Origin of the sequence: Pectobacterium punjabense (assembly GCF_012427845.1) — a bacterium.
Classification (GTDB): Bacteria; Pseudomonadota; Gammaproteobacteria; order Enterobacterales; family Enterobacteriaceae; genus Pectobacterium; species Pectobacterium punjabense.
The window spans coordinates 1,988,204-2,010,792 of the sequence record NZ_CP038498.1 but is presented as its reverse complement, the minus strand read 5'-3'; the positions used below and the strand labels follow the sequence as shown (position 1 = coordinate 2,010,792).

The 22,589-nt window shown below is 50.5% G+C and carries 24 protein-coding genes; 10 read left to right on the top strand and 14 right to left on the bottom strand.

Features of this window, described 5'->3' with window-relative positions:
- Positions 1 to 90: 90 nt before the first annotated feature.
- Positions 91 to 1,527: a DUF2867 domain-containing protein gene (locus E2566_RS09060; protein WP_107169768.1), complete on the top strand. Its 1,437-nt coding sequence runs from the start codon at positions 91 to 93 to the stop codon at positions 1,525 to 1,527.
- Here the strand turns inward: E2566_RS09060 and E2566_RS09055 are convergent.
- Together E2566_RS09055 and E2566_RS09050 are read right to left on the bottom strand one after the other, a co-directional pair.
- Positions 1,524 to 2,354 carry an N-acetylmuramoyl-L-alanine amidase gene (locus tag E2566_RS09055; protein WP_107169769.1) on the bottom strand — a complete coding sequence of 277 codons (831 nt, stop codon included), beginning with the start codon at positions 2,352 to 2,354 and terminating at the stop codon, positions 1,524 to 1,526. The genes E2566_RS09060 and E2566_RS09055 overlap by 4 nt on opposite strands.
- A gap of 54 nt (positions 2,355 to 2,408) precedes the next feature.
- Positions 2,409 to 2,732 (bottom strand): heavy metal-binding domain-containing protein, encoded by a 324-nt coding sequence (locus E2566_RS09050; protein WP_005967367.1) that lies wholly within the window; start codon positions 2,730 to 2,732, stop codon positions 2,409 to 2,411.
- A gap of 200 nt (positions 2,733 to 2,932) precedes the next feature.
- Between E2566_RS09050 and artP the strand changes: the two genes are divergently transcribed.
- From artP to artJ (E2566_RS09025), 5 genes are all read left to right on the top strand, one after another.
- Positions 2,933 to 3,661 (top strand): arginine ABC transporter ATP-binding protein ArtP, encoded by a 729-nt coding sequence (gene artP, locus E2566_RS09045; protein ID WP_280527918.1) that lies wholly within the window; start codon positions 2,933 to 2,935, stop codon positions 3,659 to 3,661.
- 20 nt (positions 3,662 to 3,681) lie between these two features.
- Positions 3,682 to 4,413, top strand: coding sequence for an arginine ABC transporter substrate-binding protein (gene artJ, locus E2566_RS09040; protein WP_107169771.1), 732 nt, complete (start codon positions 3,682 to 3,684; stop codon positions 4,411 to 4,413).
- An 11-nt stretch (positions 4,414 to 4,424) separates the two neighbouring features.
- Positions 4,425 to 5,141, top strand: coding sequence for an arginine ABC transporter permease ArtQ (gene artQ, locus E2566_RS09035; RefSeq protein WP_107169772.1), 717 nt, complete (start codon positions 4,425 to 4,427; stop codon positions 5,139 to 5,141).
- Positions 5,141 to 5,809 carry an arginine ABC transporter permease ArtM gene (artM, locus tag E2566_RS09030; RefSeq protein ID WP_048260655.1) on the top strand — a complete coding sequence of 223 codons (669 nt, stop codon included), beginning with the start codon at positions 5,141 to 5,143 and terminating at the stop codon, positions 5,807 to 5,809. The genes artQ and artM overlap by 1 nt, the downstream gene beginning before the upstream one ends.
- A 274-nt stretch (positions 5,810 to 6,083) precedes the next feature.
- Positions 6,084 to 6,815, top strand: a complete 732-nt coding sequence (gene artJ / locus E2566_RS09025) for an arginine ABC transporter substrate-binding protein (RefSeq protein WP_039300743.1) — start codon at positions 6,084 to 6,086, stop codon at positions 6,813 to 6,815.
- 52 nt (positions 6,816 to 6,867) lie between these two features.
- On the opposite strand, the gene E2566_RS09020 is transcribed toward artJ (E2566_RS09025), so the two are convergent.
- The 10 genes from E2566_RS09020 to nfsA all read right to left on the bottom strand — a co-directional run bounded on the left by E2566_RS09020 (position 6,868) and on the right by nfsA (position 16,522).
- Positions 6,868 to 7,302, bottom strand: a complete 435-nt coding sequence (locus tag E2566_RS09020) for a hypothetical protein (RefSeq protein WP_133169867.1) — start codon at positions 7,300 to 7,302, stop codon at positions 6,868 to 6,870.
- 89 nt (positions 7,303 to 7,391) lie between these two features.
- Entirely contained in the window at positions 7,392 to 8,528 is a 1,137-nt protein-coding gene (gene rlmC, locus E2566_RS09015; protein ID WP_107169774.1) for a 23S rRNA (uracil(747)-C(5))-methyltransferase RlmC, read from the bottom strand.
- A gap of 127 nt (positions 8,529 to 8,655) precedes the next feature.
- The gene (locus E2566_RS09010) at positions 8,656 to 9,108 is read right to left on the bottom strand and encodes a YbjO family protein (protein WP_107169775.1); all 453 of its coding nucleotides are present in this window, start codon (positions 9,106 to 9,108) and stop codon (positions 8,656 to 8,658) included.
- A 207-nt stretch (positions 9,109 to 9,315) separates the two neighbouring features.
- Entirely contained in the window at positions 9,316 to 10,161 is an 846-nt protein-coding gene (gene potI / locus E2566_RS09005; protein WP_107169776.1) for a putrescine ABC transporter permease PotI, read from the bottom strand.
- Positions 10,158 to 11,123, bottom strand: a complete 966-nt coding sequence (potH, locus tag E2566_RS09000) for a putrescine ABC transporter permease PotH (protein ID WP_107169777.1) — start codon at positions 11,121 to 11,123, stop codon at positions 10,158 to 10,160. Before potH ends, potI begins: the two co-directional genes overlap by 4 nt.
- A gap of 14 nt (positions 11,124 to 11,137) precedes the next feature.
- On the bottom strand, positions 11,138 to 12,271 hold the full coding sequence (potG, locus tag E2566_RS08995; protein ID WP_107169778.1) for a putrescine ABC transporter ATP-binding subunit PotG: 1,134 nt from the start codon (positions 12,269 to 12,271) through the stop codon (positions 11,138 to 11,140).
- A gap of 366 nt (positions 12,272 to 12,637) precedes the next feature.
- Complete coding sequence (gene potF, locus E2566_RS08990) at positions 12,638 to 13,747, bottom strand: spermidine/putrescine ABC transporter substrate-binding protein PotF (RefSeq protein WP_014699624.1); 1,110 nt, start codon at positions 13,745 to 13,747, stop codon at positions 12,638 to 12,640.
- A 367-nt stretch (positions 13,748 to 14,114) separates the two neighbouring features.
- The gene (locus tag E2566_RS08985) at positions 14,115 to 14,594 is read right to left on the bottom strand and encodes a type III secretion system chaperone family protein (protein ID WP_107169818.1); all 480 of its coding nucleotides are present in this window, start codon (positions 14,592 to 14,594) and stop codon (positions 14,115 to 14,117) included.
- Between the two features lie 280 nt (positions 14,595 to 14,874).
- Complete coding sequence (gene rimK, locus E2566_RS08980) at positions 14,875 to 15,786, bottom strand: 30S ribosomal protein S6--L-glutamate ligase (RefSeq protein WP_107169780.1); 912 nt, start codon at positions 15,784 to 15,786, stop codon at positions 14,875 to 14,877.
- 16 nt (positions 15,787 to 15,802) lie between these two features.
- Positions 15,803 to 16,522, bottom strand: a complete 720-nt coding sequence (gene nfsA / locus E2566_RS08975; protein ID WP_107169781.1) for an oxygen-insensitive NADPH nitroreductase — start codon at positions 16,520 to 16,522, stop codon at positions 15,803 to 15,805.
- A 242-nt stretch (positions 16,523 to 16,764) separates the two neighbouring features.
- Between nfsA and E2566_RS08970 the strand changes: the two genes are divergently transcribed.
- Positions 16,765 to 17,031 (top strand): GrxA family glutaredoxin, encoded by a 267-nt coding sequence (locus tag E2566_RS08970; RefSeq protein ID WP_107169782.1) that lies wholly within the window; start codon positions 16,765 to 16,767, stop codon positions 17,029 to 17,031.
- A gap of 75 nt (positions 17,032 to 17,106) precedes the next feature.
- Here the strand turns inward: E2566_RS08970 and E2566_RS08965 are convergent, their stop codons facing one another.
- Entirely contained in the window at positions 17,107 to 17,478 is a 372-nt protein-coding gene (locus E2566_RS08965) for an inner membrane protein YbjM (RefSeq protein WP_107169783.1), read from the bottom strand.
- Between the two features lie 375 nt (positions 17,479 to 17,853).
- On the opposite strand from E2566_RS08965, the gene E2566_RS08960 reads away from it, so the two are divergent.
- The 3 genes from E2566_RS08960 to deoR all read left to right on the top strand — a co-directional run bounded on the left by E2566_RS08960 (position 17,854) and on the right by deoR (position 21,353).
- A complete protein-coding gene (locus tag E2566_RS08960) occupies positions 17,854 to 19,542 on the top strand; it encodes an aspartate:alanine antiporter (protein WP_107169819.1) in 1,689 nt (562 codons plus the stop codon).
- A gap of 337 nt (positions 19,543 to 19,879) precedes the next feature.
- Entirely contained in the window at positions 19,880 to 20,548 is a 669-nt protein-coding gene (gene deoC, locus E2566_RS08955; protein WP_107169784.1) for a deoxyribose-phosphate aldolase, read from the top strand.
- 31 nt (positions 20,549 to 20,579) lie between these two features.
- Positions 20,580 to 21,353 carry a DNA-binding transcriptional repressor DeoR gene (gene deoR / locus E2566_RS08950; RefSeq protein ID WP_107169785.1) on the top strand — a complete coding sequence of 258 codons (774 nt, stop codon included), beginning with the start codon at positions 20,580 to 20,582 and terminating at the stop codon, positions 21,351 to 21,353.
- Here deoR and E2566_RS08945 read toward each other — a convergent pair.
- Positions 21,350 to 22,555, bottom strand: coding sequence for a serine hydrolase (locus E2566_RS08945; RefSeq protein ID WP_107169786.1), 1,206 nt, complete (start codon positions 22,553 to 22,555; stop codon positions 21,350 to 21,352). The two genes, deoR and E2566_RS08945, sit on opposite strands and share 4 nt — an antisense overlap.
- Between the last annotated feature and the right edge of the window lie 34 nt (positions 22,556 to 22,589).

Below are 22,589 nucleotides of genomic sequence, written 5' to 3'. Positions count from 1 at the left end.
TCCCCCTGTTGCCGCACACTTTTCCTCACTTTCTTCTTTTTCCCCGTTATAGTAAGCCATGGTTATATTTTGCTGTGGAGCCGCTGGCGCATGACATCTCCTTCAGCCCCGATCCTGATTCTGGGCGCAACTGGCTACATTGGCCGCCATTTAACCGAGCGATTGAGCAAGCAGGGCAACCGAGTGATCGCTGCTGGTCGGAATACCGAATCCCTTGCATCACGTAACTGGCCAGGCGTTGACTGCCAGCAGGTTGACCTCACCAAGCCAGAAAGCCTGCCTGATGGCCTGTGGGGCGCAGAGACGCTCTATTATCTGGTGCACAGCATGGGCGACGGCGCAGATTTCGTCGCCAGAGAGCGCATGGCTGCCATGAATCTTCTGCTGGCGCTGGCCTCCAGCCGCGTAAAACAGATTATCTATCTGGGCTCGCTTCAGGCGAAAGATGACACCTCACCGCACATGTTGGCGCGCCAGATCACGGGTGATGTATTACGCAGTAGCGGCATTCCCGTCACGGAGCTACGCGCGGGCATCATTATCGGCGCCGGGTCGGCAGCGTTCGAAATCATGCGCGATATGGTCTATAACCTGCCCATACTGACGCCGCCGCGCTGGGTGCGCTCTAAATCGTCGCCGATTGCGCTGGAAAACCTGCTGGTTTATCTCATCGACATTGTGCATCACCCGGCGACAGAAAATCGCATCATGGATGCCGCAGGCCCCGAATACATCAGCTATCAAACCATGTTCGAACGCTTCATTCAGATCAGCGGCAAACGCAGATTGCTGATCCCCGTTCCTATGCCAACGCATCTGGTGTCTGTCTGGTTCCTGCATCTGGTGACCTCGGTTCCCCCGTCCATCGCCCGCGCCTTGATTCAAGGGTTAAAGCACGATTTACAGGCCGATGGGCACGCACTACAGACGTTGATTCCACAACAATTGATGAGCTTTGATGACGCCGTACGCCTCACGCTGCAAAGCGAAATGGAGAGCGTACAGCAGGCCGACTGGGGAGATGACACCGAAGTCCGCGCGCGCTGGAAGCCAAATTACGGCTTTTACCCTAAACAGGCGGGCCATACGATGGAGACGTCAGCCTCCAGTCAGTCGCTCTGGCAAGTCATCCAGCAGGTCGGCGGCAAAGAAGGCTACTTTTACGCGAATACACTGTGGAACATCCGCGCCCGGCTGGACGATCTTTGCGGCAACAGCGTAACTTATGGACGCCCCGATCGCCCGACGCTGGAAGTGGGCGACAAGATTGATGGCTGGAAAGTTATCTCGATCAAACCGCAGCGTCAGTTGGTGCTACTATTCGGCATGAAAGCACCGGGGCTGGGGAAACTCAACTTTACTATCACGGACAAAGGCACTCATCGAACCGTGGATGTCCGCGCCCGCTGGCATCCTTCTGGATTTAACGGACTGGTCTACTGGTTTTTGATGATGCCCGCTCACCTGTTTATCTTCCGTGGCATGGCGGCGCGTATTGCGAAATTAGCAGAGAAGGAAACGGTTTAGCGGCTGCCGTATTTTTCCAGCAGCGCGTCGACAATCGCTTCGCTCTGCGCATCTGGCTGACCTTGATAGTTATCAGGTCGAAAATGCATCTGAAAAGCGGCAATCACCTGCCGCTTTTCACGCGCCGTCATCGTTTCCGGCACCGAATAACCATAACGCGCCAGCTTTTCCAATAGCACGGCTTCATCTACTGGCTGCATCGGCTGCCGTCCATTCAAATAAAACGCCACGCGCTGTGCGTCCGGCCAGGCACCAACGCCCGCCTGAGCTAACGCCTGCCAGGGAAAAAGCGGCCCGGGATCTTGTTTCCGCTGTGGAGCAATATCGCTGTGCGCCACCACGTTCTGCGGCGCAATTTGGTAACGTTCGACAATATCGCGGGCGAGCGCGGTCACGAGCTGAATCTGCGAGCCGGTGAACGGCGCCCACGTATAGCCCGTCAAGGTGCGCTGATAACCCGCGTTTTCGATCTCAATACCGATCGAGGAATGATTCAATCGGCTAAACCCGCGCCAGCTACTGGCTCCCGCATGCCAGGCAGCCTGAGATTCGGGTACCAATTGCCACGCAAGCGGCTTGCCGTGCTGTAATGGAGGGTGCGCAGGAATAAGATAATGAGCGCTGACGTGCTCGTCCGTTAGAATATTCAGCGAGGTGGCAAAGTCTTCTGCCGTGTAGTGAATCACCAAAAAACGGATACGAGATTCCTGAGCACGCGACTGCAATACGGTCTCCAGCACATAATTATTCTGTTCCTGCAACGAGGAAGAGACAGATTGGCACCCCGCCAACAGCGCCAACGCAATGCAACTCGCCCATTTCAACATTGTTATTCCGCTATTGTGCTGATTTTCCGCCACCTATCGTTATCCTTTCACCGGCTAGCGGCGAACCTTTACCGCCGTACCGCTGACGGTCACCATCAGCATGCTGCCATCCTTCCCAACGGTTTCATAGTCGAGATCAATACCCACAATGGCGTTCGCGCCTAAATCTTCAGCTTGTTCCTGCAACTCTTTGAACGCAATCTGCCGTGCCTTACGCAGCTCTTTCTCATAGGCACCGGAACGGCCACCGACGACATCACGAATACTGGCGAAAAAGTCACGGAAGATGTTCGCCCCCAGAATGGCTTCGCCCGTCACGACGCCACAGTATTCAGTAATGGTGAAACCTTCCAGATTCGGGGTGGTGGATAATTGCATGTTGTCTCCTTATTACTGCATATCAGTACGGCTCAGCGAATGCCTGCAATGGGAAACCGTGTCCCTAAGCCGTAAGCCATTATTTTGTGCTATTATTTAACCAACAAATCGCTTATTGGCAAATTTTAACCCACGGTGATTGCATAACTATTCTGCCAACGTTAACATTCGCCGCATCAATGTCTATTCAATTCTTACGCATGAGTATTCAACTAAACGGCATTAACTGTTTCTACGGCACATACCAGGCGCTATTTGATATCACCTTAGAGTGTCCTGCGGGTGAAACGCTGGTTCTTCTCGGTCCTAGCGGAGCGGGCAAAAGCTCGTTGATACGCGTTCTTAATCTGTTGGAAATGCCACGCTCTGGCACGCTTTCCATCGCCGGTAATCAGTTTGATTTTCAGCGTACGCCGTCCGACAGCGCAATCCGTGAATTGCGTCAGAACGTCGGGATGGTGTTCCAGCAATACAATTTATGGCCGCATCTGACCGTGGCGCAGAATCTGATTGAAGCGCCCTGCCGCGTGCTGGGGCTGAGTAAAGAAGAAGCCAGAGCGCGTGCGGACAAGCTGCTGACACGTCTGCGCCTCAATGATTTTGCCGATCGCTTTCCTCTTCATCTTTCTGGCGGGCAGCAGCAGCGTGTTGCTATTGCCCGTGCGCTGATGATGGAACCTCAGGTTCTGTTATTTGATGAACCTACTGCCGCTTTGGACCCTGAGATTACCGCACAGGTCGTCAACATCATCCGTGAGTTGGCGCAGACCGGTATTACGCAGGTGATCGTGACCCACGAAGTCGAATTTGCCCGTAAAACGGCTAGCCGAGTCGTTTATATGGAAAATGGCCGCATCGTTGAACAAGGGGATGCGACGCACTTTACGCAGCCGCAGACGCCTGAATTCGCTGGTTATTTGTCACATTGATTACTATCAGGAAAATGATAATGAAAAAATTGATTATTGCAGCCTTATTCGCCGCGGGTACCGTATCCGCCAACGCCGCAGACACCATTCGTTTCGCGACTGAAGCGTCCTACCCTCCGTTCGAATTTGTCGATGCCAATAACCAGATTCAAGGTTTTGATATCGATCTGGCTAATGCACTGTGCAAAGAAATGCAGGCAAATTGCACGTTCAGCAATCAGGCGTTCGATAGCCTGATCCCTAGTCTGAAATTCCGCCGTTTTGAAGCCGTCATCGCAGGAATGGATATCACCCCAGAGCGTCAGCAGCAGGTGTCATTCACGCAACCTTACTATGATAACGCCGCTCTGTTTATCGCCCAGAAAGGGAAAGTTGCCGACGTTGCGGCGCTGACAGGCAAGCGTGTTGGCGTGCAAAATGGCACCACTCACCAAAAATACCTGATGGAAAAACACAGCGATATCAAAACCGTGCCGTACGATAGCTACCAGAATGCGGTACTGGACCTGAAAAACGGTCGTCTGGATGCAGTTTTCGGCGATACCGCCGTGGTTAATGAATGGCTGAAGCAGAACGATACGCTGGCCTCCGTTGGTGAAAGCGTGACGGATAAAGGTTACTTCGGTATCGGTCTGGGCATCGCCGTGCGCCAGAATAACGATGAGCTGCTGAAAAAATTCAACGATGCGCTCAACAAAATCAAGCAGGATGGTACTTACGAAACCATCTACAAAAAATGGTTCCAGCAGTAATCTGACGCTCAATGATTGAATTTCAACCTCTTGCAAGCGCCGCCGGGATGACCGTCGGCCTTGCCGTTTGTGCACTGGTGCTCGGCCTTGTGCTGGCGATGCTGTTTGCCGTTTGGGAAACCGTCCGCTGGAAAATCGTTAGCTGGACGGGTACAGCGGTCGTCACATTATTGCGCGGCCTGCCAGAAATTCTGGTGGTGCTGTTTATCTATTTCGGGTCTTCCCAACTGCTGTTGATGTTGGCGGACGGCTTTACCCTGAATCTTTGGATTGTGCAGATTCCAGTAAAACTGGATATCGGCATGTTTGAAATCAGCCCATTTCTGTGTGGCGTAATTGCACTGGCGCTGCTGTATGCGGCCTATGCATCCCAAACGCTGCGTGGCGCGCTAAAAGCGGTACCACAGGGACAATGGGAATCAGGTCAGGCGCTGGGGCTCAGTAAATCCGCGATCTTTTTCCGTCTGATCATGCCGCAGATGTGGCGTCATGCCCTCCCGGGATTAGGTAATCAGTGGTTGGTATTGCTGAAAGATACCGCGCTGGTTTCGCTGATTAGCGTTAACGATCTGATGCTGCAAACCAAAAGCATTGCTACACGGACACAGGAACCCTTCACCTGGTACGTCGTCGCGGCGGCTATCTATCTGGTGATTACGCTGTTAAGTCAGTATGTGCTGAAACGCATTGACCTACATACCACGCGTTTTGAGCGGAGACCATCCTGATGCTCGCTTATTTACCTGAGCTATTAAAAGGTCTGCATACCAGCCTGACATTAACTGCCGTCTCGATTGTCGTGGCGCTGGTGCTGTCACTGCTGCTGACTGTCGTGCTGACGCTCAAAACGCCTGTCGTATCGCTGTTGGCGAAAGGCTACATTACGCTGTTTACCGGCACGCCGCTGCTGGTGCAAATCTTCCTGATTTACTACGGCCCCGGGCAATTTACCTCTATCCAGCAAATCCCCTGGCTGTGGAGCTTGCTGTCACAACCGTGGCTGTGTGCGATGGTGGCGCTGGCACTCAATAGCGCGGCGTATACCACACAGTTGTTCTACGGAGCAGTAAAAGCTATTCCTGCCGGACAGTGGCAATCTTGCGCCGCTCTGGGAATGAATCAGAAGCAGACATTACGCATTTTGCTGCCGTTCGCATTTAAACGCGCGCTGTCTTCTTATTCAAACGAAGTGGTGCTGGTATTTAAGAGTACGTCGCTGGCTTATACCATCACGCTGATGGAAGTCATGGGTTATAGCCAACTGATGTACGGCCGGACATATGATGTGATGGTGTTTGGCGCAGCCGGAATTATCTATCTGTGTGTCAACGGTTTACTGACATTATTGATGCGCTGGGTTGAACGCCGTTCGCTGGTATTCGAACGCCGTAACTGATACTTACCGCACTTCACCCCTTAGAAAGCAGGCTTTGATAGCCTGCTTTTTTTATGGCGTGCCATCCCTGTCCGCCGCCTTACGGGCCGTTGCTCATGCAACGTTAAAAATTTCTCCCGGAAATTTTTATTGCCTGCTGCTGTAGAAACATGCAAAAAATCGACTTATTAATCATTTTAATTGCATACAAATTCAATTAATGGCATGGTAATCGCCATGACGTCGGAATGTTTCCGCGTAACTATTTTATAAGAAAAACAGACAGGAGTAGGTAATGAAAAAATTAGTGCTCGCCACCTTACTAGCAGGAATCACCTTCAGCGCTACCGCGGCAGACACCATCCGTTTTGCGTCATCAGCCACCTACCCGCCCTTTGAGTCACTGGATGCCAGCAACGAAATTGTCGGTTTTGATATGGATCTGGCGAAAGCGCTGTGCAAACAAATGCAAGCGACCTGTACGTTCACCAATCAGGCGTTTGACAGCCTGATCCCCGCACTGAAATTCCGCCGCTATGACGCGGTGATTTCCGGTATGGATATCACACCAGAGCGCAGCAAGCAGGTGGCGTTCACCCAGCCCTACTACGCCAACTCCGCTGTCGTTATCGCGCAAAAAGGGAAATTCAGCGACTTTGCCGCGATGAAAGGCAAACGTATTGGTATGGAAAACGGCACGACGCACCAGAAATACATGCACGATAAGCACCCGGAAGTCCAAACCGTCTCTTATGACAGCTACCAGAACGCAGTACTGGATCTGAAAAATGGCCGTATCGACGGTGTATTCGGTGATACCGCTGTCGTCAACGAGTGGATTAAGACCAACCCTGAGTTAGCAACAGTTGGCGAGCATGTAACTGACGCTGAATACTTCGGCACCGGATTAGGCATCGCCGTCCGTCCCGATGACAAGGCGCTGTTGGAAAAACTGAATAAAGCGCTGGATGCCATCAAAGCCGACGGCACGTACAAAACTATTAACGACAAATGGTTCCCGCAATAAGGTCAAACAAGCATTGGGTGGTAAAACCATCCAATGCTTACGTACTTGCTACTTATTCATATTCAAGCTTATCTAGTTTTCTCTTCTTTTCTTGCAATTCGAAAATTATTTTATATATCAATATTTTTTCATCTCTTAATTTTTGTTTAAATTCATTCGCCTCTAAGCTATCTGCCTTTTTCATTTTTTCTTCAAAAGATTTGATAAGTTCATTTACCATTTTGACTTCAAGATAAAAGATTCTTTCCGCTGCTATTTTTTCATTTCGTGCCGCGTGCTGAGCTTTCAACATAAGTCCACCAGCAATCAAACTGCCTCCCGCAGCAGCAATGGTATAATTAACAACGGAAAGTGATAATTTTACGTCCTTAAAAATCTCCAGAGGTTCCAATATATCAAACGAAGAAATAACAATGGCACCTGTAAAACAAAAACATAATCCAATAGCGATCATGAAGAGAGGCTTTCTATAAACAAAACCGTACATGACATTCCAGGTGAGGAGGAGTATGAAAAAGATGAAAATAATAAAAAAACCAATCATAAAATCCCTCTCTATTTGACGAATATATTTTCTTATTCAATATTATATTTCACTAATAACGTTAGCACTTCATAGTGCGCCGTGTGCGGGAACATATCGAACAGCTGCACGCGTAGCGCGCGGTAATTCGCCAGTTCCGTCATGTCCTTCGCCATGCTTTCAGCGTTACAGCTGGAGTAGAGAATATAGTCCGGTGCCATCCGGCTCAGGTAAGCGCACAGTTCACTGCCGATACCGCGACGTGGCGGGTTGACTAGCACCAGCTCGGGAATTTCTGCTTTACCTGTCGCGAACTGCGTGGAATCCAGCGCCTGAAACTCTACCTGCCTCAACCCTAACTGCTCCGCAGAGCGGCGGGCGCAGGCTATCGCCTCGGCGCTGATTTCAATGCCCGTCAAACGCATCTCGGGGGAGGCACAGTGCAGGCCAAAACCCCCTACTCCGCAAAACAGATCCCACATGCTGGTGATATTCAGCTCGGCAACCCAGTCGCGTGCTGTCGCATACAGCGCGGCCGCCACCTGCGGGTTCGTCTGAAAAAAACTTTGTGGACGGATATACAGCGGCACCTGATTGAACTGTTCGGCCAACGCGGCAGCTTCACTCAGGATGATTTCCGTTTTCCCTTCCATTATCGCCTGATGGACCGGCTGGATATTGGCGGATATCACCTCAAGCTGCGGCAGCTGCTGCTGTAGCCAGGGCAATGCAGCACACAACTGCGTCAGCTTGGTTTCCGAGCGTAAGACAAAGCGCAGCATGAACGTCCCGCGCTGCGTACTTTCCGTCAGCAGCAGGTATTTCAGCTCTCCACGACGGCGTTCCACGTTATACGGCGTCAATCCCGCACGAGCGATGAAAACTTTAAGCACGTCGAAAACTGGTGCGAAGCTGGACGGATAAAGCGGGCAATCACAGAGATCTACCGCCGTTCCATCACGGTGTAACATTCCCAACAGCGGGCGCTCCACGCTGCCGCTCACCACCATTTTGGCTTTATTACGAAATGCAGACTGCGCAGAAGGTTGCACGGGCAACCAACGCTGCACAGCGTGCGCTTGCAGCAGGCTTTCAAGGTGCTGCTGCTTATCAGACAATTGCTGTGGGTAGGCTTTTTCCAACCATTGGCAGGAACGACAGGTTCCCGTGCTGTAGCGGGCACAATGCATAAACAATCTAACTATAAGAAGAAATACAGAATGAAAGGATTATACCATCCTGACGGCATCACCCCGCGACCTTTTCGCTTACTCATGGGCGACGCCAGTAGCCAGATGGCTCAGGAGGTAGACATATCTATTTCTGGCGCAGAAAAAAGCGCTTACTGCGTCGTGGCAGAAACAGTAAAACCATCACCAGAAGATCCGGGATCTTCTGTAGCAGGAGTTGATGCAGCACGGCGGCGTTATTTTCCCCTGAAATATGGAATATCGCTGGCATAAATTCGCTCAGGGATGCGAGAAGCAGGTAACACACCACCAGCCCCTGGCAGGCCACATAACCCCATCGACCCCAGTTAACACCCGCCAAAACGGCAAAACCACAACGAATTTCAATGCCGACAATAATAAGCGATAACAATAATACCAGTGTCGAATCCCAGGCTTCCGCGTTGCTGCCAATCCAGCCGCTCAAATCGCTTAACCCTAGCTCCCATACCAGCAGCACAATCCCCAAAAAACGGGTAGCAATAATCGCAATCCCCGCCACCATCACTGGCACCGGGGCATACACTTTGCGTTGCGTCATTTCCTTCTTCGTGTACAGAATTTCAACGCTCTCCCTTCATGCAGCCATAATCGGCCAAAAATACAGCATCAATATGAAATTCGATGCCAATATAAAACGTGGTGCTGATATAAAACTTGATAGTCGTATAAAACAACAACGCCCCCATACTCTGGCGGCGTTGCTGGATATCTTCGCTAGGCTAACAAATTACGGAGTGAAATCGAATCAGCCACGTCTCGCTTTTTGCATATCACGATAGCGCTGCTTCTCTGCCCTTGCCATAAACCACCAGGCGATAAACCCAATAATACCAACGACTAACAATATCAGAGAAGCCAATGCGTTAATTTGTGGATTAACCCCCATTCTAACGCTGGAGAACACCAACATAGGCAGCGTCGTCGAGCCAGGCCCTGCCACGAAGCTGGCGATAACCAGATCGTCCAGAGACAGCGTAAACGCCAGCAGCCAACCGGAAAGCAGCGCTGGGGCAATCATCGGCACCGTGATAATGAAGAAGACTTTGAGCGGATTCGCCCCCAGATCCATCGCCGCTTCTTCAATCGAACGATCCAGTTCCCGCAGGCGCGCGCTGATCACCACGGTGACATACGCGGTGCAGAATGTGACGTGCGCCAGCCAGATAGTGAACATTCCTCTTTCTGCTGGCCACCCGATAGCATGACCTAAGGCAACAAAGAGCAACAGCAGCGACAGCCCGGTAATCACATCCGGCATCACCAACGGTGCCGTCAGCATAAACGCAAAGCCATTGGCACCACGGAAACGGCCAAAACGCACCATCACTACGGAGGCGATCGTCCCAAGAATCACAGCCATTGTGGCCGAGGCGGCGGCAATCGTCAGGCTCAAGAGCACCGCGCTGATCATCGCCGTATTATGAAACAGCTCGATATACCAGCGCGTCGACCATCCAGCCCATACGGTAACCAGCTTGGAGCTGTTGAACGAATAGATCACCAGCATCAGCATCGGCGCATAGAGGAAGGTAAAACACAGTACCAAAATCACAATACGCCACGGCGAGCGAACAACAGGTAAATTATTCACGCTTCACCCTCCGCAGTTTTGCTCTGATGTTTATGGAACCAGATAATCGGTATAATCAACAGCAACAACATGACGATCGCGACAGCAGATGCCACCGGCCAATCTCGGTTATTGAAGAATTCCTGCCACAGGATACGGCCAATCATAATGCTATCTGGCCCGCCAAGCAGTTCTGGAATCACGTATTCCCCCACCGCGGGGATGAACACCAGCATCGAACCCGCAATAATACCGCCTTTCGTTAGCGGAACGATCACGTTGAAGAACGTTCTTAGCGGCCGCGCGCCCAGATCCAACGACGCTTCCACCAGCGAATAATCCAGCCGCGTCAGCGCGGTATAAATAGGCAACACCATAAACGGCAGATAGGAATACACCACGCCAATGTAAACCGCCAAATTGGTGTGCAAAATGATCAGCGGTTCATCAATCACGCCCAGCCACAGCAGGAAGTTATTCAAGATACCGTTATTTTTCAGAATCCCCATCCAGGCGTAGACGCGGATCAGAAACGACGTCCATGAAGGGAGGATCACCAGCAATAACAGAATATTACGCGTTGAGGGTTTACTGTGCGCAACGGCCCAAGCCAATGGATAACCAATAAATAAGCAGCACAGCGTCGATACGGCCGCAACCTGAAGCGACTGCATATAAGCATCGAAATACAGCGGATCGTCCAACAAGTGCAGGTAATTCCCAAGGTTCAGGGAAATATCCAGCTTGTCATCCATCCAGGAAACCAGATCGGTATAAGGCGGGATTGCACGTGCCATCTCAGCGAAACTGATCTTGAACACGATCAGGAACGGCAGCATAAACAGCAGCAGTAGCCACACATACGGCAGTGCGATAACCAGCTTGCGCCCGTGTTTTTGACGCCAGCGCGCCATCAGCACACGCAGCCAGAGTCTGGCCTTGCCCGGTGGTTCCGCCGTGTGATGTTCGGGAAATAAAGTCATGACATTCTTCCTCGCTACACCGTCAGAACCACACAGCTATCCGCATCCCAACACAGCCTAACCTCATCTCCCCAGGTCGGTGTGCCTTTACGATAGCGATAGGCATTTTGTAGCTGCGCGCTGATGATCTGTCCGCTGTTAAGCCTGACGTGATATATCGACAAGTCTCCCAGATAGGCGATATGCACGACTTCCCCCACGGCGAAATTACAGCCGTCAGCCGGAACGTCTTCGCACAACATGATTTTTTCAGGACGTAATGCGATGTAAACCGGTACACCATCCACTACCGAGACATCCGAATCCACTTTCAGTGGATGCACCAGCCCAGGGCTTTTGATGATCAGTGCCTCGTCCTGACGCTCCTGCAATATCCCTTCAAACATATTGACCGAGCCGATGAATTCTGCGCTGAAGCGTGTATTCGGGTGCTCATAGATCTCTTCCGGCTCGCCAATCTGTACGAACTTACCGCGGTTCATAATGGCAATACGTCCTGCCATCGTCATGGCTTCTTCCTGATCGTGTGTCACCATCACACAGGTCGCACCTACACGCTCCAGAATATCGACCACTTCAAGCTGCATGCGGTCGCGTAGTTTCTTATCCAGCGCCCCCATCGGTTCGTCCAGCAACAGCAGTTTTGGACGTTTCGCCAGACTACGAGCCAACGCAACACGCTGACGCTGGCCGCCGGAAAGTTGATGCGGTTTACGATTGGCGAACTCCTGCATGTGCACCAACGACAGCATCTCTTCTACACGATCTTTGATTTCAGCACGCGGCAGCTTGTCCTGTTTCAGGCCAAAGGCGATATTCTTTTCCACCGTCATATGTGGGAACAGCGCATAAGACTGGAACATCATATTGATAGGACGCTGGTAAGGCGGTACCAATGATAAATCCTGACCATCTAGAACAATCTGCCCCTGAGTCGGGAGCTCAAAACCTGCCAGCATACGCAGCAGCGTGGATTTCCCACAGCCCGATGCGCCCAGCAGAGCAAAAATTTCGCCTTTATAAATCGTCAGGCTGACATCATCGACCGCGGCCTGACCATCAAACGACTTCGTCAGGTTACGCACTTCCAGCAGCGGCGTAGCCGCTTTTTGTGGTTTTGATTGAGGGCGTGGGATCGCGTCATTCACTTCGCATTGCTCTCCAGCAAAAGCAGAACAAGTCACCCCGCTGCCGCCGTGATGAGGCGTTTTTGCATCCAGCGGTGTGACACAATATAGAGCGCAAACAGGCGGTATCTCCGCCTGTTTTTTGCCACATTAATACTCGTCATACTTCAAATTGCATGTGCGTTGGCTACGTTCACTCACCCGAATCACTTACTTGAGTAAGCTCATCGGGACTCCTTCGCTTGCCGCCTGCCTGAAACTTGAATTATTTAGAGTATTTTATACCCATCCATTCTCTGGTTGCAGAAACCAACAACCATCAAGCGCTTGGGTCACTATTCAGATCCAAAGGGCCTTCAGATCCAAAGGGCCTTCAGATCCAAAAGGCTATTTGCCGCTCTTAACTTTAGTCCATGCACGAGTACGTGTACGGTCAATCTGAGGGGATTGCACCTTGAGCGTAAACATTTTGGCACGCACATCCGCAGGCGGGTAGACACCCGGGTTGTTACGAATCTCTTCGTTCACCAAAGGCAAGGATGCCAGGTTACCGCTGGCGTAATAGGTGTGGTTACTGATCTCAGCCATCACTTCCGGCTTCATCAGGTAATCCAGAAACGCGTAGGCTTCATCCAGATTTTTAGCATCTTTCGGGATAGCGAGGACATCAAAGAATGCCAATGCGCCTTCTTTCGGAATACTGTATTGGATATTGACGCCGTTCTTCGCTTCTTTAGCACGATTCCCCGCCTGCATGATATCGCCCGCCCAGCCTACAGCAACGCAGATGTCGCCGTTCGCCAGATCGTTGATATATTGCGACGAATGGAAATAACGAATGCTCGGGCGCAGTTTCAGCAACAGATCGGTCGCTGACGTGCTGTAATCACCCGGTTTGGTGCTGTTCGGATCTTTACCCTGATAGTTTAATACCGTGGCAAAGATCTCTTCAGGCGCATCCAGGAAAGAAACCCCGCAGCTTTTCAACTTTTCCAGATTCTCTGGCTTCAGTACCAGATCCCAGCTATCAACAGGTGCATCGGCACCCAACGCCGCTTTGACTTTCTCGACGTTATAACCAATACCTGTGGTCGCCCACAGATAAGGCAGGGCATATTTGTTATCGGGATCGTGCTGGGCAATCAACTTCATCAGCTCGGGGTCCAGATTTTTGTAATTCGGTAGCTTACTCTTGTCTAATGGCTGAAAAACTCCCGCTGAGAGCTGACGCTCAAGGAAGCTGGCAGAAGGCACCACCAGATCAAAACCCGTGCTGCCCGCCATGAGCTTGCCTTCCAACACTTCGTTGGAGTCAAACACGTCATAGACGACCTTAATACCGGTTTCTTTCTGGAAATTGGCTAACGTGTTTGGTGCGATATAGTCGGACCAGTTATAAACATGCAGCGTTTTCTCTTCCGCAGATGCGGTGACGGACGCGGCCATCAGCAAGCCGGTAACAACACCCGATAGCCATTTTTTACGTTGGGTGAACATCCGTTCCTTCCTCCATACAAGGGGGTGATCGTGGGAGTATGTATCGTTCCGATACAAAACATGTCCTGCCGCGCTATCAAATCGGTGAATGAATATGCACCGATTTTTATTCGCTCATACACAGACATAGCCCTGATTCGACAGTCTGTCGCTTACAGGAATAAAGCATAACCCCACAACATCATGCACACCATACTTGAACGTAAAAAATGGGTTTTAACGATTATTTATTCACATTTTGTCGATGTGATGAAGGCGTTTAGCGACAAACAAAGAGAAATATCTGGCAATAAGGCGAAATAACCAGAATAAATGGCGGTGAAAGGAAAATAAGTAAAACCAATTGCTGCCGTTGGCAGCAACCGTATCAATGCAAATGTGAGGTCGTGACTCGTGTAGCAGAGCCCTCTTCTTCCTCGCCGATAAACAGCAGATTGTTAGCGCTCGCTTCAAGGATCACCATTGAGATCTGCTCTTCGGATTGCTGCATGAAATGCCTGAATTGTTCCAACGTCATCCCTGCGGCAACACTAAGCGACTGGCAAACAATCAGCTTCGGCAGGTTATCGTCCTGAACGTCGATAAACGCCTTGACGGTCAAGGAACTGGCATTGATTTGGCTCAGATCGCCGACCAGAGGAATCAGGGCGCTAGGCTTCACTTCGGCAAGTGCGGAAAACAGAATCACGTTATCCACTAGATCAACTTTTGCATCGAACACGCCATCGAAATTTTGCATATGAGGAAGATGGAGCGCCTGACAGGAATCACATTCGAAATACAGAATGTTCAGTTGATCCAGCCACCGCCGTAGCATAGCCAAATCCGGAACGATGAGTGAATCCATCATGTTTGCCTCATACTTGCCACCGTAAAGACAGCGTTATTGAAAAGAGAACACCGTTCACGTAGAAACGATGTTAAAACAGAAACAGTTTCAAAACAGAAACCATCTTAAAAGCGGCACATAGCTTACGGAATATTGTGCAACGATGCCATGATAAAAGCGCACCACGGCTCGTTTTCCTCGTTCTACTGCGCGACGATACACCGTCGCGAACGCCGCCTATCAGCAACGCACCAACAGAAAACGCCATATTTTACGGTGCAGTCTCTGTTTCAGAAAGCTAACTTTTACTTATTGTTGTCGATGTTGCGACACGCTTCTGAGTATTTTGCTCAATAAACTCAATCATCATGCCTGCAATATCGAAACCGGTGGTCGTTTCAATCCCTTCTAACCCCGGTGAAGCATTCACTTCCATCACCAGCGGCCCTCGTTTAGCGCGCAATATATCGACCCCAGCCACATTCAGCCCCAGTGTTTTCGTCGCCTTGATAGCAATCGCACGCTCCTGCGCCGTAATTTTCACGTTATTCGCCGACCCGCCGCGATGCAAATTTGAACGAAACTCCCCCGCCTTCGCCTGCCGTTCTATCGCCGCAACCACTCGATTACCGATCACAAGACAGCGAATATCTTTACCCTGCGCTTCACGTACGTATTCCTGCACCAAAATGTGTGCATTCAGCCCACGAAATGCATCAATCACGCTTTCTGCCGCCTGCCGCGTCTCCGCTAATACCACGCCAATTCCCTGCGTACCTTCCACCAATTTCACGACCAGCGGCGCACCGCCTACCATCGCAATCAGATCGCCAGTATCATCCGGCGAGTGGGCAAATCCGGTAATCGGCAGATCAATCCCTTCACGGGCAAGCAGTTGCAGCGAATGAAGTTTGTCACGGGCGCGAATCACCGCAACAGAATTATTCAGCGGGTAACTCCCCAGCATTTCAAACTGGCGTAATACCGCCGTGCCATAAAATGTAATCTGTGAGCCAATACGCGGAATAATCGCATCGTATTTATCCAACCGGCGTCCACGGTAATGCACCGACGGCGCCGCCGGATTAATATTCATATAGCAGGAAAGTGGATCGATAATCTCAACGCTATGCTTACGCGCCTCAGCAGCTTCACGCAGGCGTTTGCAGGAATATAACGCTCCATCACGAGACAGAATGGCTATCTTCATAAATATCCTACCGATACTAGCGTATCGCCCATCCTTGTTGATGTAAGTAGTCCAGCATGAATGGACGTAACTCTTTTTTCAGCGTCAGTTCAACGTGTTCACTCCAGCTTTCACGACGACGACCGGTGCGCTGTAGGTAATATTCCACCATTTGCTTATCGTATTGTGCCAGCACATCGCGATCGAGCGGCTGATAAACATTTTCATGCAACATCATGGCTGTTGGCATACGCGGTTTCAGCAACGGTTCGGCGTCTGGGTGCCCCAGACACAGGCCAAACAGCGGTATCACCTGCGTCGGCAATTGCAGTAACTGCGTCACATCAGCAATGCGGTTGCGAATCCCACCGATAAAAACCCCACCGAGCCCTAACGATTCGGCAGCAACCAAGGCATTCTGCGCCATGATAGCGGTATCGACACAGCCAATCAGCAATTGCTCTATCAGCCCAGTTTCTGCCTGGGGGAAGATCTCCACATGGCGATGAAAATCGGCACAAAATACCCAAAACTCTGCTGCCTGCGCTACATAGGTTTGCTCGCCGGTATAGTGAACCAGCGTTTCGCGCACGGCAGAATCGGTAATACGGATAATCGAACTGCATTGTAAAAAGCTGGAGCTGGATGCGCTTTGTGCGGAGGTGATGATGGCATGGCGTTGCTCATCCGTTACGGGCTGAGACGTAAACGCACGAATGGAACGGTGGCGTTGTAGCAAATCAATGGTCGGTGTCACACTGGCATCCTTCAGTCGGTAAAGTACATCTATTTGGTTCGTCGGGTGTAACCTAATAGATTGAACAAATCGTTGTAACAGGTAATGACTACTTTTTTTCATCGATGAATGCGGGCATAGTAGCGCCATTCACAGTAACCTCATTAACCGTAACACTTTTGGCCGTGACCTTATCAACAACAAGCGTCACGCTATGCGTTTTCAGAATGAGAGTATTTTTCTAATTTTACAAAGGAGTTTACATGTTCGCTGTAATTTTCGGGCGCCCAGCTTGCCCTTATTGTGTACGTGCGAAAGAACTGGCAGAGAAACTGGCCGAGCAGCGTGATGACTTCAGCTTCCGCTATGTAGACATCCACGCAGAAGGTATCTCAAAAGAAGATTTGTCCAAAACGGTAGGAAAGCCCGTTGAAACCGTACCGCAGATTTTCCTGGATGAAAAACACATTGGCGGCTGCACGGATTTTGAAGCCTATGCCAAAGAACATTTGTCCCTGTTCCAGTCATAATCATCAGACAGGTCAGACAATAGCGCGGCGAACGTCCGCGCTTTTTTATTTTATAGCAGCGTGTTCAGCGTCTATTCAGCGAAGGTAGCGTCGATATAGGCTACGTAAGCACAGTACACCCAGTGAACCCAATACGCACCAAAAGGCCGCGCTCATCACATAAGCCAGCTCTTGCCAGAAAGAACGCATCGGCGTATTCCACAAATGGAGCATCAGTAAACATACCGGCATCGCCGCCAGCGCACCAAACAGCGGGTAAAGCAAGCGACCGCGTGCAGAAAGAAGACAGGCAATCATACCCGGCAGCAGAAAAAGTAACATACCAGGGCTACCGCGCAGTCCGTCGTTCACTGCGGCATCCGACACTTCAATTTTTTGACTTAGAAACACAATAGTGAACAATAGAAAACAACAAACCGCGCCGACCCAACCTTTATTCCGTGCCATAAACCGCCCCTCTCAATATGCCTCCCAACCTGCATCAACCCGATACCGAAAACATGCGGTAGGGTAAAAATGATGGGTATATCTCTTCCCCGATATGAAAACATGAGGCTTCGCTACGATTTATTCGACGCACGGGTTGTCCGTAGAAAAAGACAATAACTCGCCGTATTTTATCAACAGCGCCACCATAATCATTAAATTAAACAATAATTACACTGAACAATTTTTATCGGATAAATTATACTTGATGAGGCTGATTCCTTTCAGCTGACGTGTATTGCATGCCGTCACGGGAATTCATGTATTTCATGGCTAAATCTAGCCGCTATAATGAATAATATCAAGAGCTTACTGGTAAACAACAAGTTACATTACATGAATATAAACGTCGCTGATTTGTTAAACGGAAATTACATCCTGCTTTTATTCGTGGTTCTTTCATTAGGACTCTGTCTGGGAAAGTTGCGCTTCGGCCCAGTACAACTTGGTAATTCTATTGGCGTTTTAGTCGTTTCTTTATTACTCGGCCAACAACATTTCGCGATTAATACCGAAGCGCTGAGTCTCGGTTTTATGTTATTTATTTTTTGCGTGGGAGTGGAAGCCGGACCGAACTTCTTTTCTATTTTCTTCCGCGACGGAAAAAATTATTTCATGCTCGCGCTGGTGATGGTCGGTAGCGCCATGTTACTGGCGTTAGGCTTAGGAAAACTCTTTGGCTGGGGAATCGGCCTAACCGCAGGAATGCTGGCCGGCTCCATGACATCAACACCCGTGTTGGTCGGTGCGGGCGACACGTTGCGTAATACCGCCAGTTTGGGGAGCCAACTCGGCATTGAGCAAGATCATCTGAGCCTGGGCTACGCGCTGACGTATCTGGTCGGGCTGGTCAGCCTCATTTTTGGTGCGCGCTATCTGCCTAAACTCCAGCATCAGGATCTCCCCACCAGCGCACAGCAAATTGCTCGCGAACGCGGGCTGGATGCGGATAGCCAAAGAAAAGTATATCTGCCAGTGATTCGCGCCTATCGCGTCGGACCTGAGTTAGTCGGCTGGGCGGACGGCAAGAATTTACGCGAGTTGGGAATTTATCGTCAGACGGGTTGCTATATTGAGCGCATTCGGCGTAACGGAATTTTGGCAAATCCCGACGGCGACGCTGTCTTGCAAATCGGCGACGAGATCGCGCTGGTCGGCTACCCCGATGCACACTCTCGTTTGAACTCCAATTTCCGTGATGGTAAGGAAGTTTTCGACCGCGATTTGCTAGACATGCGCATCGTGACGGAAGAGATCGTCGTCAAGAATCACAATGCCGTCGGCAAGCGCCTGAGCCAGTTGAAGCTGACCGATCACGGCTGCTTCCTTAACCGTATCGTCCGCAGCCAGATTGAAATGCCGATTGACGATAACGTCGTGCTAAATAAAGGTGATGTCTTACAGGTCAGCGGCGACGCCCGTCGAGTGAAAAGCATTGCTGACAGAATCGGGTTTATTTCTATCCACAGCCAAGTCACCGACCTACTGGCTTTCTGCGCTTTTTTCGTTATCGGCGTCATGGTCGGTTTGATCACAATCCAATTCAGTAATTTCACATTCGGCATTGGTAATGCTGCCGGGTTACTTTTCGCGGGCATCATGCTGGGATTCCTGCGCGCCAATCACCCTACTTTTGGCTATATTCCGCAGGGCGCTCTCAATATGGTCAAAGAATTTGGCCTGATGGTCTTTATGGCGGGTGTCGGCCTGAGTGCCGGTAGCACCATCAACAGCAGTCTGGGAGACGTCGGCATCCAGATGCTAGCTTCAGGGCTGATTGTCAGCCTGGTGCCTGTGGTGATTTGCTTTCTGTTCGGTGCGTATGTACTAAAAATGAACCGCGCGCTGCTGTTTGGTGCCATGATGGGCGCACGCACCTGCGCACCAGCCATGGAGATCATCAGCGATACGGCACGAAGCAATATTCCTGCACTCGGCTATGCGGGTACCTATGCCATCGCTAACGTATTACTCACATTAGCAGGTTCACTCATCGTGGTTATCTGGCCTGAATTACCCGGCTAAAAACAGGTAAGAAATCGTGAATTTTTTCCGAAAAGGTCAGAACTTTTTCTTTGACCTACAGTCTGAATATGTGCCACTGCTTTTCTTTGATTCCCCTTATTGAGGAAGCCCATCGTTCCCGCCTTTGAGGTTCAAGAACGATGGGCGTTTTATTTTCTTATATACACAATTCAAAGCCGCCTCCTCTTCCCGTTCCCATGCCGCTGTTATCAGGTTTATTTCATTATTTGTTATTTAAATAACAAAATTTAATTACATTGTTATTTTTGTGACATTAAAATCATTGAGTGTCATAATCGTCGCATCTTATTTTTATCGACATCACTAAGGATTCGCCATGACTGACTATGCACGCTATATCGACCACACATTGCTGGCAGCCAATGCCACAGAACAGCAAATCATTACGCTGTGCGATGAAGCGATAGCACATCATTTTTATGCCGTCTGTGTTAATTCCGGTTACGTTCCCTTAGTCGCTGAGAAACTGAAAGGATCGGCGGTGCACGTCTGCTCCGTTATCGGTTTTCCTCTGGGGGCAGGTCTGACTTCCAGCAAGGCTTTTGAAGCCAAGGCCGCCATCGACGCCGGCGCTCAGGAAATCGACATGGTGATTAACGTCGGCTGGCTGAAAAGCGGCAAGATTGACGCTGTCAAAGCAGATATTCAGGCCGTGCGTGAGGTTTGCGCCGCTATACCGTTGAAGGTAATATTGGAAACCTGTCTGCTTGATGACGAACAAATTGTGCTGGTGTGTGAAATGTGCCATCAGTTGGACGTCGCGTTCGTCAAAACATCTACCGGTTTCAGTACCGGCGGCGCGCGCGAAGAGCACGTTCGACTAATGCGCAACACCGTCGGCAGCGAGATGGGTGTAAAAGCATCCGGCGCGGTTCGCGATCGCCAAACGGCACAACGAATGATTGAAGCGGGTGCCACTCGTATCGGCACAAGTTCAGGCGTTGCTATCGTTTCAGGTGATGCTGCCGCAGCAGGAAACTACTAACAACAAAAATAGCTTACTAGCAGGGAATTTTATGGAAACGCGGCGCGACGAACGAATCGGCAGACTGGCTCAGGCATTAAAGAAAACCGATAAACTCCATCTTAAAGACGCCGCACAGCTACTCGGCGTATCGGAGATGACCGTGCGCCGCGATCTGAATGCAGATTCCACCAGCGTCATGCTGCTCGGTGGTTACGTTGTCAGTGACCTGAAGAATAACGGCACCACTCACTATTTTGTTTCCGACCAACAGACCAAGCACGTAAAAGAAAAGCAGGCTATCGGTGTCGCCGCCTCCCATCTGGTCGAGGTAAACGATACCGTTTTTTTCGATTGTGGCACCACCATTCCCTTCATCATTGATGCGATATCTGATGAGCTGCCTTTTACCGCGATCTGCTACTCTCTGAACACCTTTTTAGCACTACAGGAAAAAAAGGCGTGTAGAGTGATTTTATGTGGCGGGGAATACCATCCAGATAATGCGATCTTCACCCCGCTCAACCAGCGCAGCGAACTGGACAACATCTGCCCGAATAAAGCGTTTATTTCTGCGGCGGGTATTGAGCTTAACGCGGGAGCAACCTGCTTTAACTTTGCCGAACTGGGCATGAAACAGCGCGCGATGGCGACCGCACAGCGAATTATTATTGTGGCAGATAGCAGCAAGTTCGGTCAGATAAAACGCGCCTGCATTGGCCCGATGACGCTGTTTGATACGGTCATTTCCAACAGCGCCCCGGACGAACAGTACCTACGCTATTTCTCCAACAACGGCATTCAGTTAATTCACTCAGGGGATTAACCGAATAACCCACCGAACCACTGCTGCACCTTCATCATCACCGAATCCCAGAGGCGGCTAAAGAAACCGGCCTCGGGGATATCATCCATCGCGACCAGTTGGCGTTGTCCGATGCTTTTTCCGTCCAGTTGAAAATCGATGGTACCGACCACCTGATTCTTGGTAAGCGGTGCAGAAAGCTGCGATTGATTCAGCGTGAAACTGGCTTTTAGATTCTTCATCTGCCCTTTGGGGATGGTCAGCGCGGCATCCTGCGCCACGCCCAACCGTGCCTCTTTCTGCGTGCCAAACCACACCCGTTGCGTAGTAAAAGGCGCATCCGCCTTGATTGGGGTTACCGTTTCAAAAAAGCGGAAGCCCCATGTGAGCAGTTTTTCGCTTTCACGAAAACGAATGGCATCCGTTTGCGCCCCTAGCACCACAGAAATCAGGCGCATATTACCTTCCGTTGCCGAGGCCACCAGATTGTGTCCCGCCCCGTTGGTATGGCCTGTTTTTACGCCGTCCACATTCAGATTGGTGCTCCATAACAGGCGGTTGCGGTTAGGCTGACGAATGTTATTGAAGGTGAACTCTTTTTCCTTGTGCAACGCGTACTCTTCTGGCACGTCTCGGATCAGCGCCTGCCCTAACAGCGCCATATCGCGCGCGGTGCTGTACTGCCCTACCGCATCGAGGCCATGCACGGTAAGGAAATGCGTATTCGTCAGGTTAAGTGCTTTCGCATAATTGTTCATCAGGCTGACAAACGCATCCTGACTGCCCGCTACGTAGTCTGCTAGTGCGATGCTGGCATCATTACCTGACTGAATGACAATGCCTTTATTTAACTCAGAAACGGGGATGCGATCGCCCGGCTTAAGGAACATCAGTGACGATCCACGCAGTGCTGGATTACCGGTTGCCCAGGCATCTTTTCCGACGGTCACTTCATCCGTCGGGCGAATTTTACCGGATTTTATCGCCTGCCCAATCACATAACTCGCCATGATTTTGGTCAGGCTGGCAGGATCAAGGCGTTCATCGGCGTTGCTCTCCGCCAGCACTTTACCGCTGGCGTGATCCATCAGGATAAAGGCTTTGGCGTCAATCTGCGGCACCGCAGGCAACTGTTCCGCATAGGTAAATGGCGCCAAGCCAACAAGCAATACTGTACCTACAGAGAAAGACGTGAGTCTGGTCAGGAAAGGGGTTGTTTTCATGAGTTCGCCGCAATGTCCATCAGTCGTTAAAAAT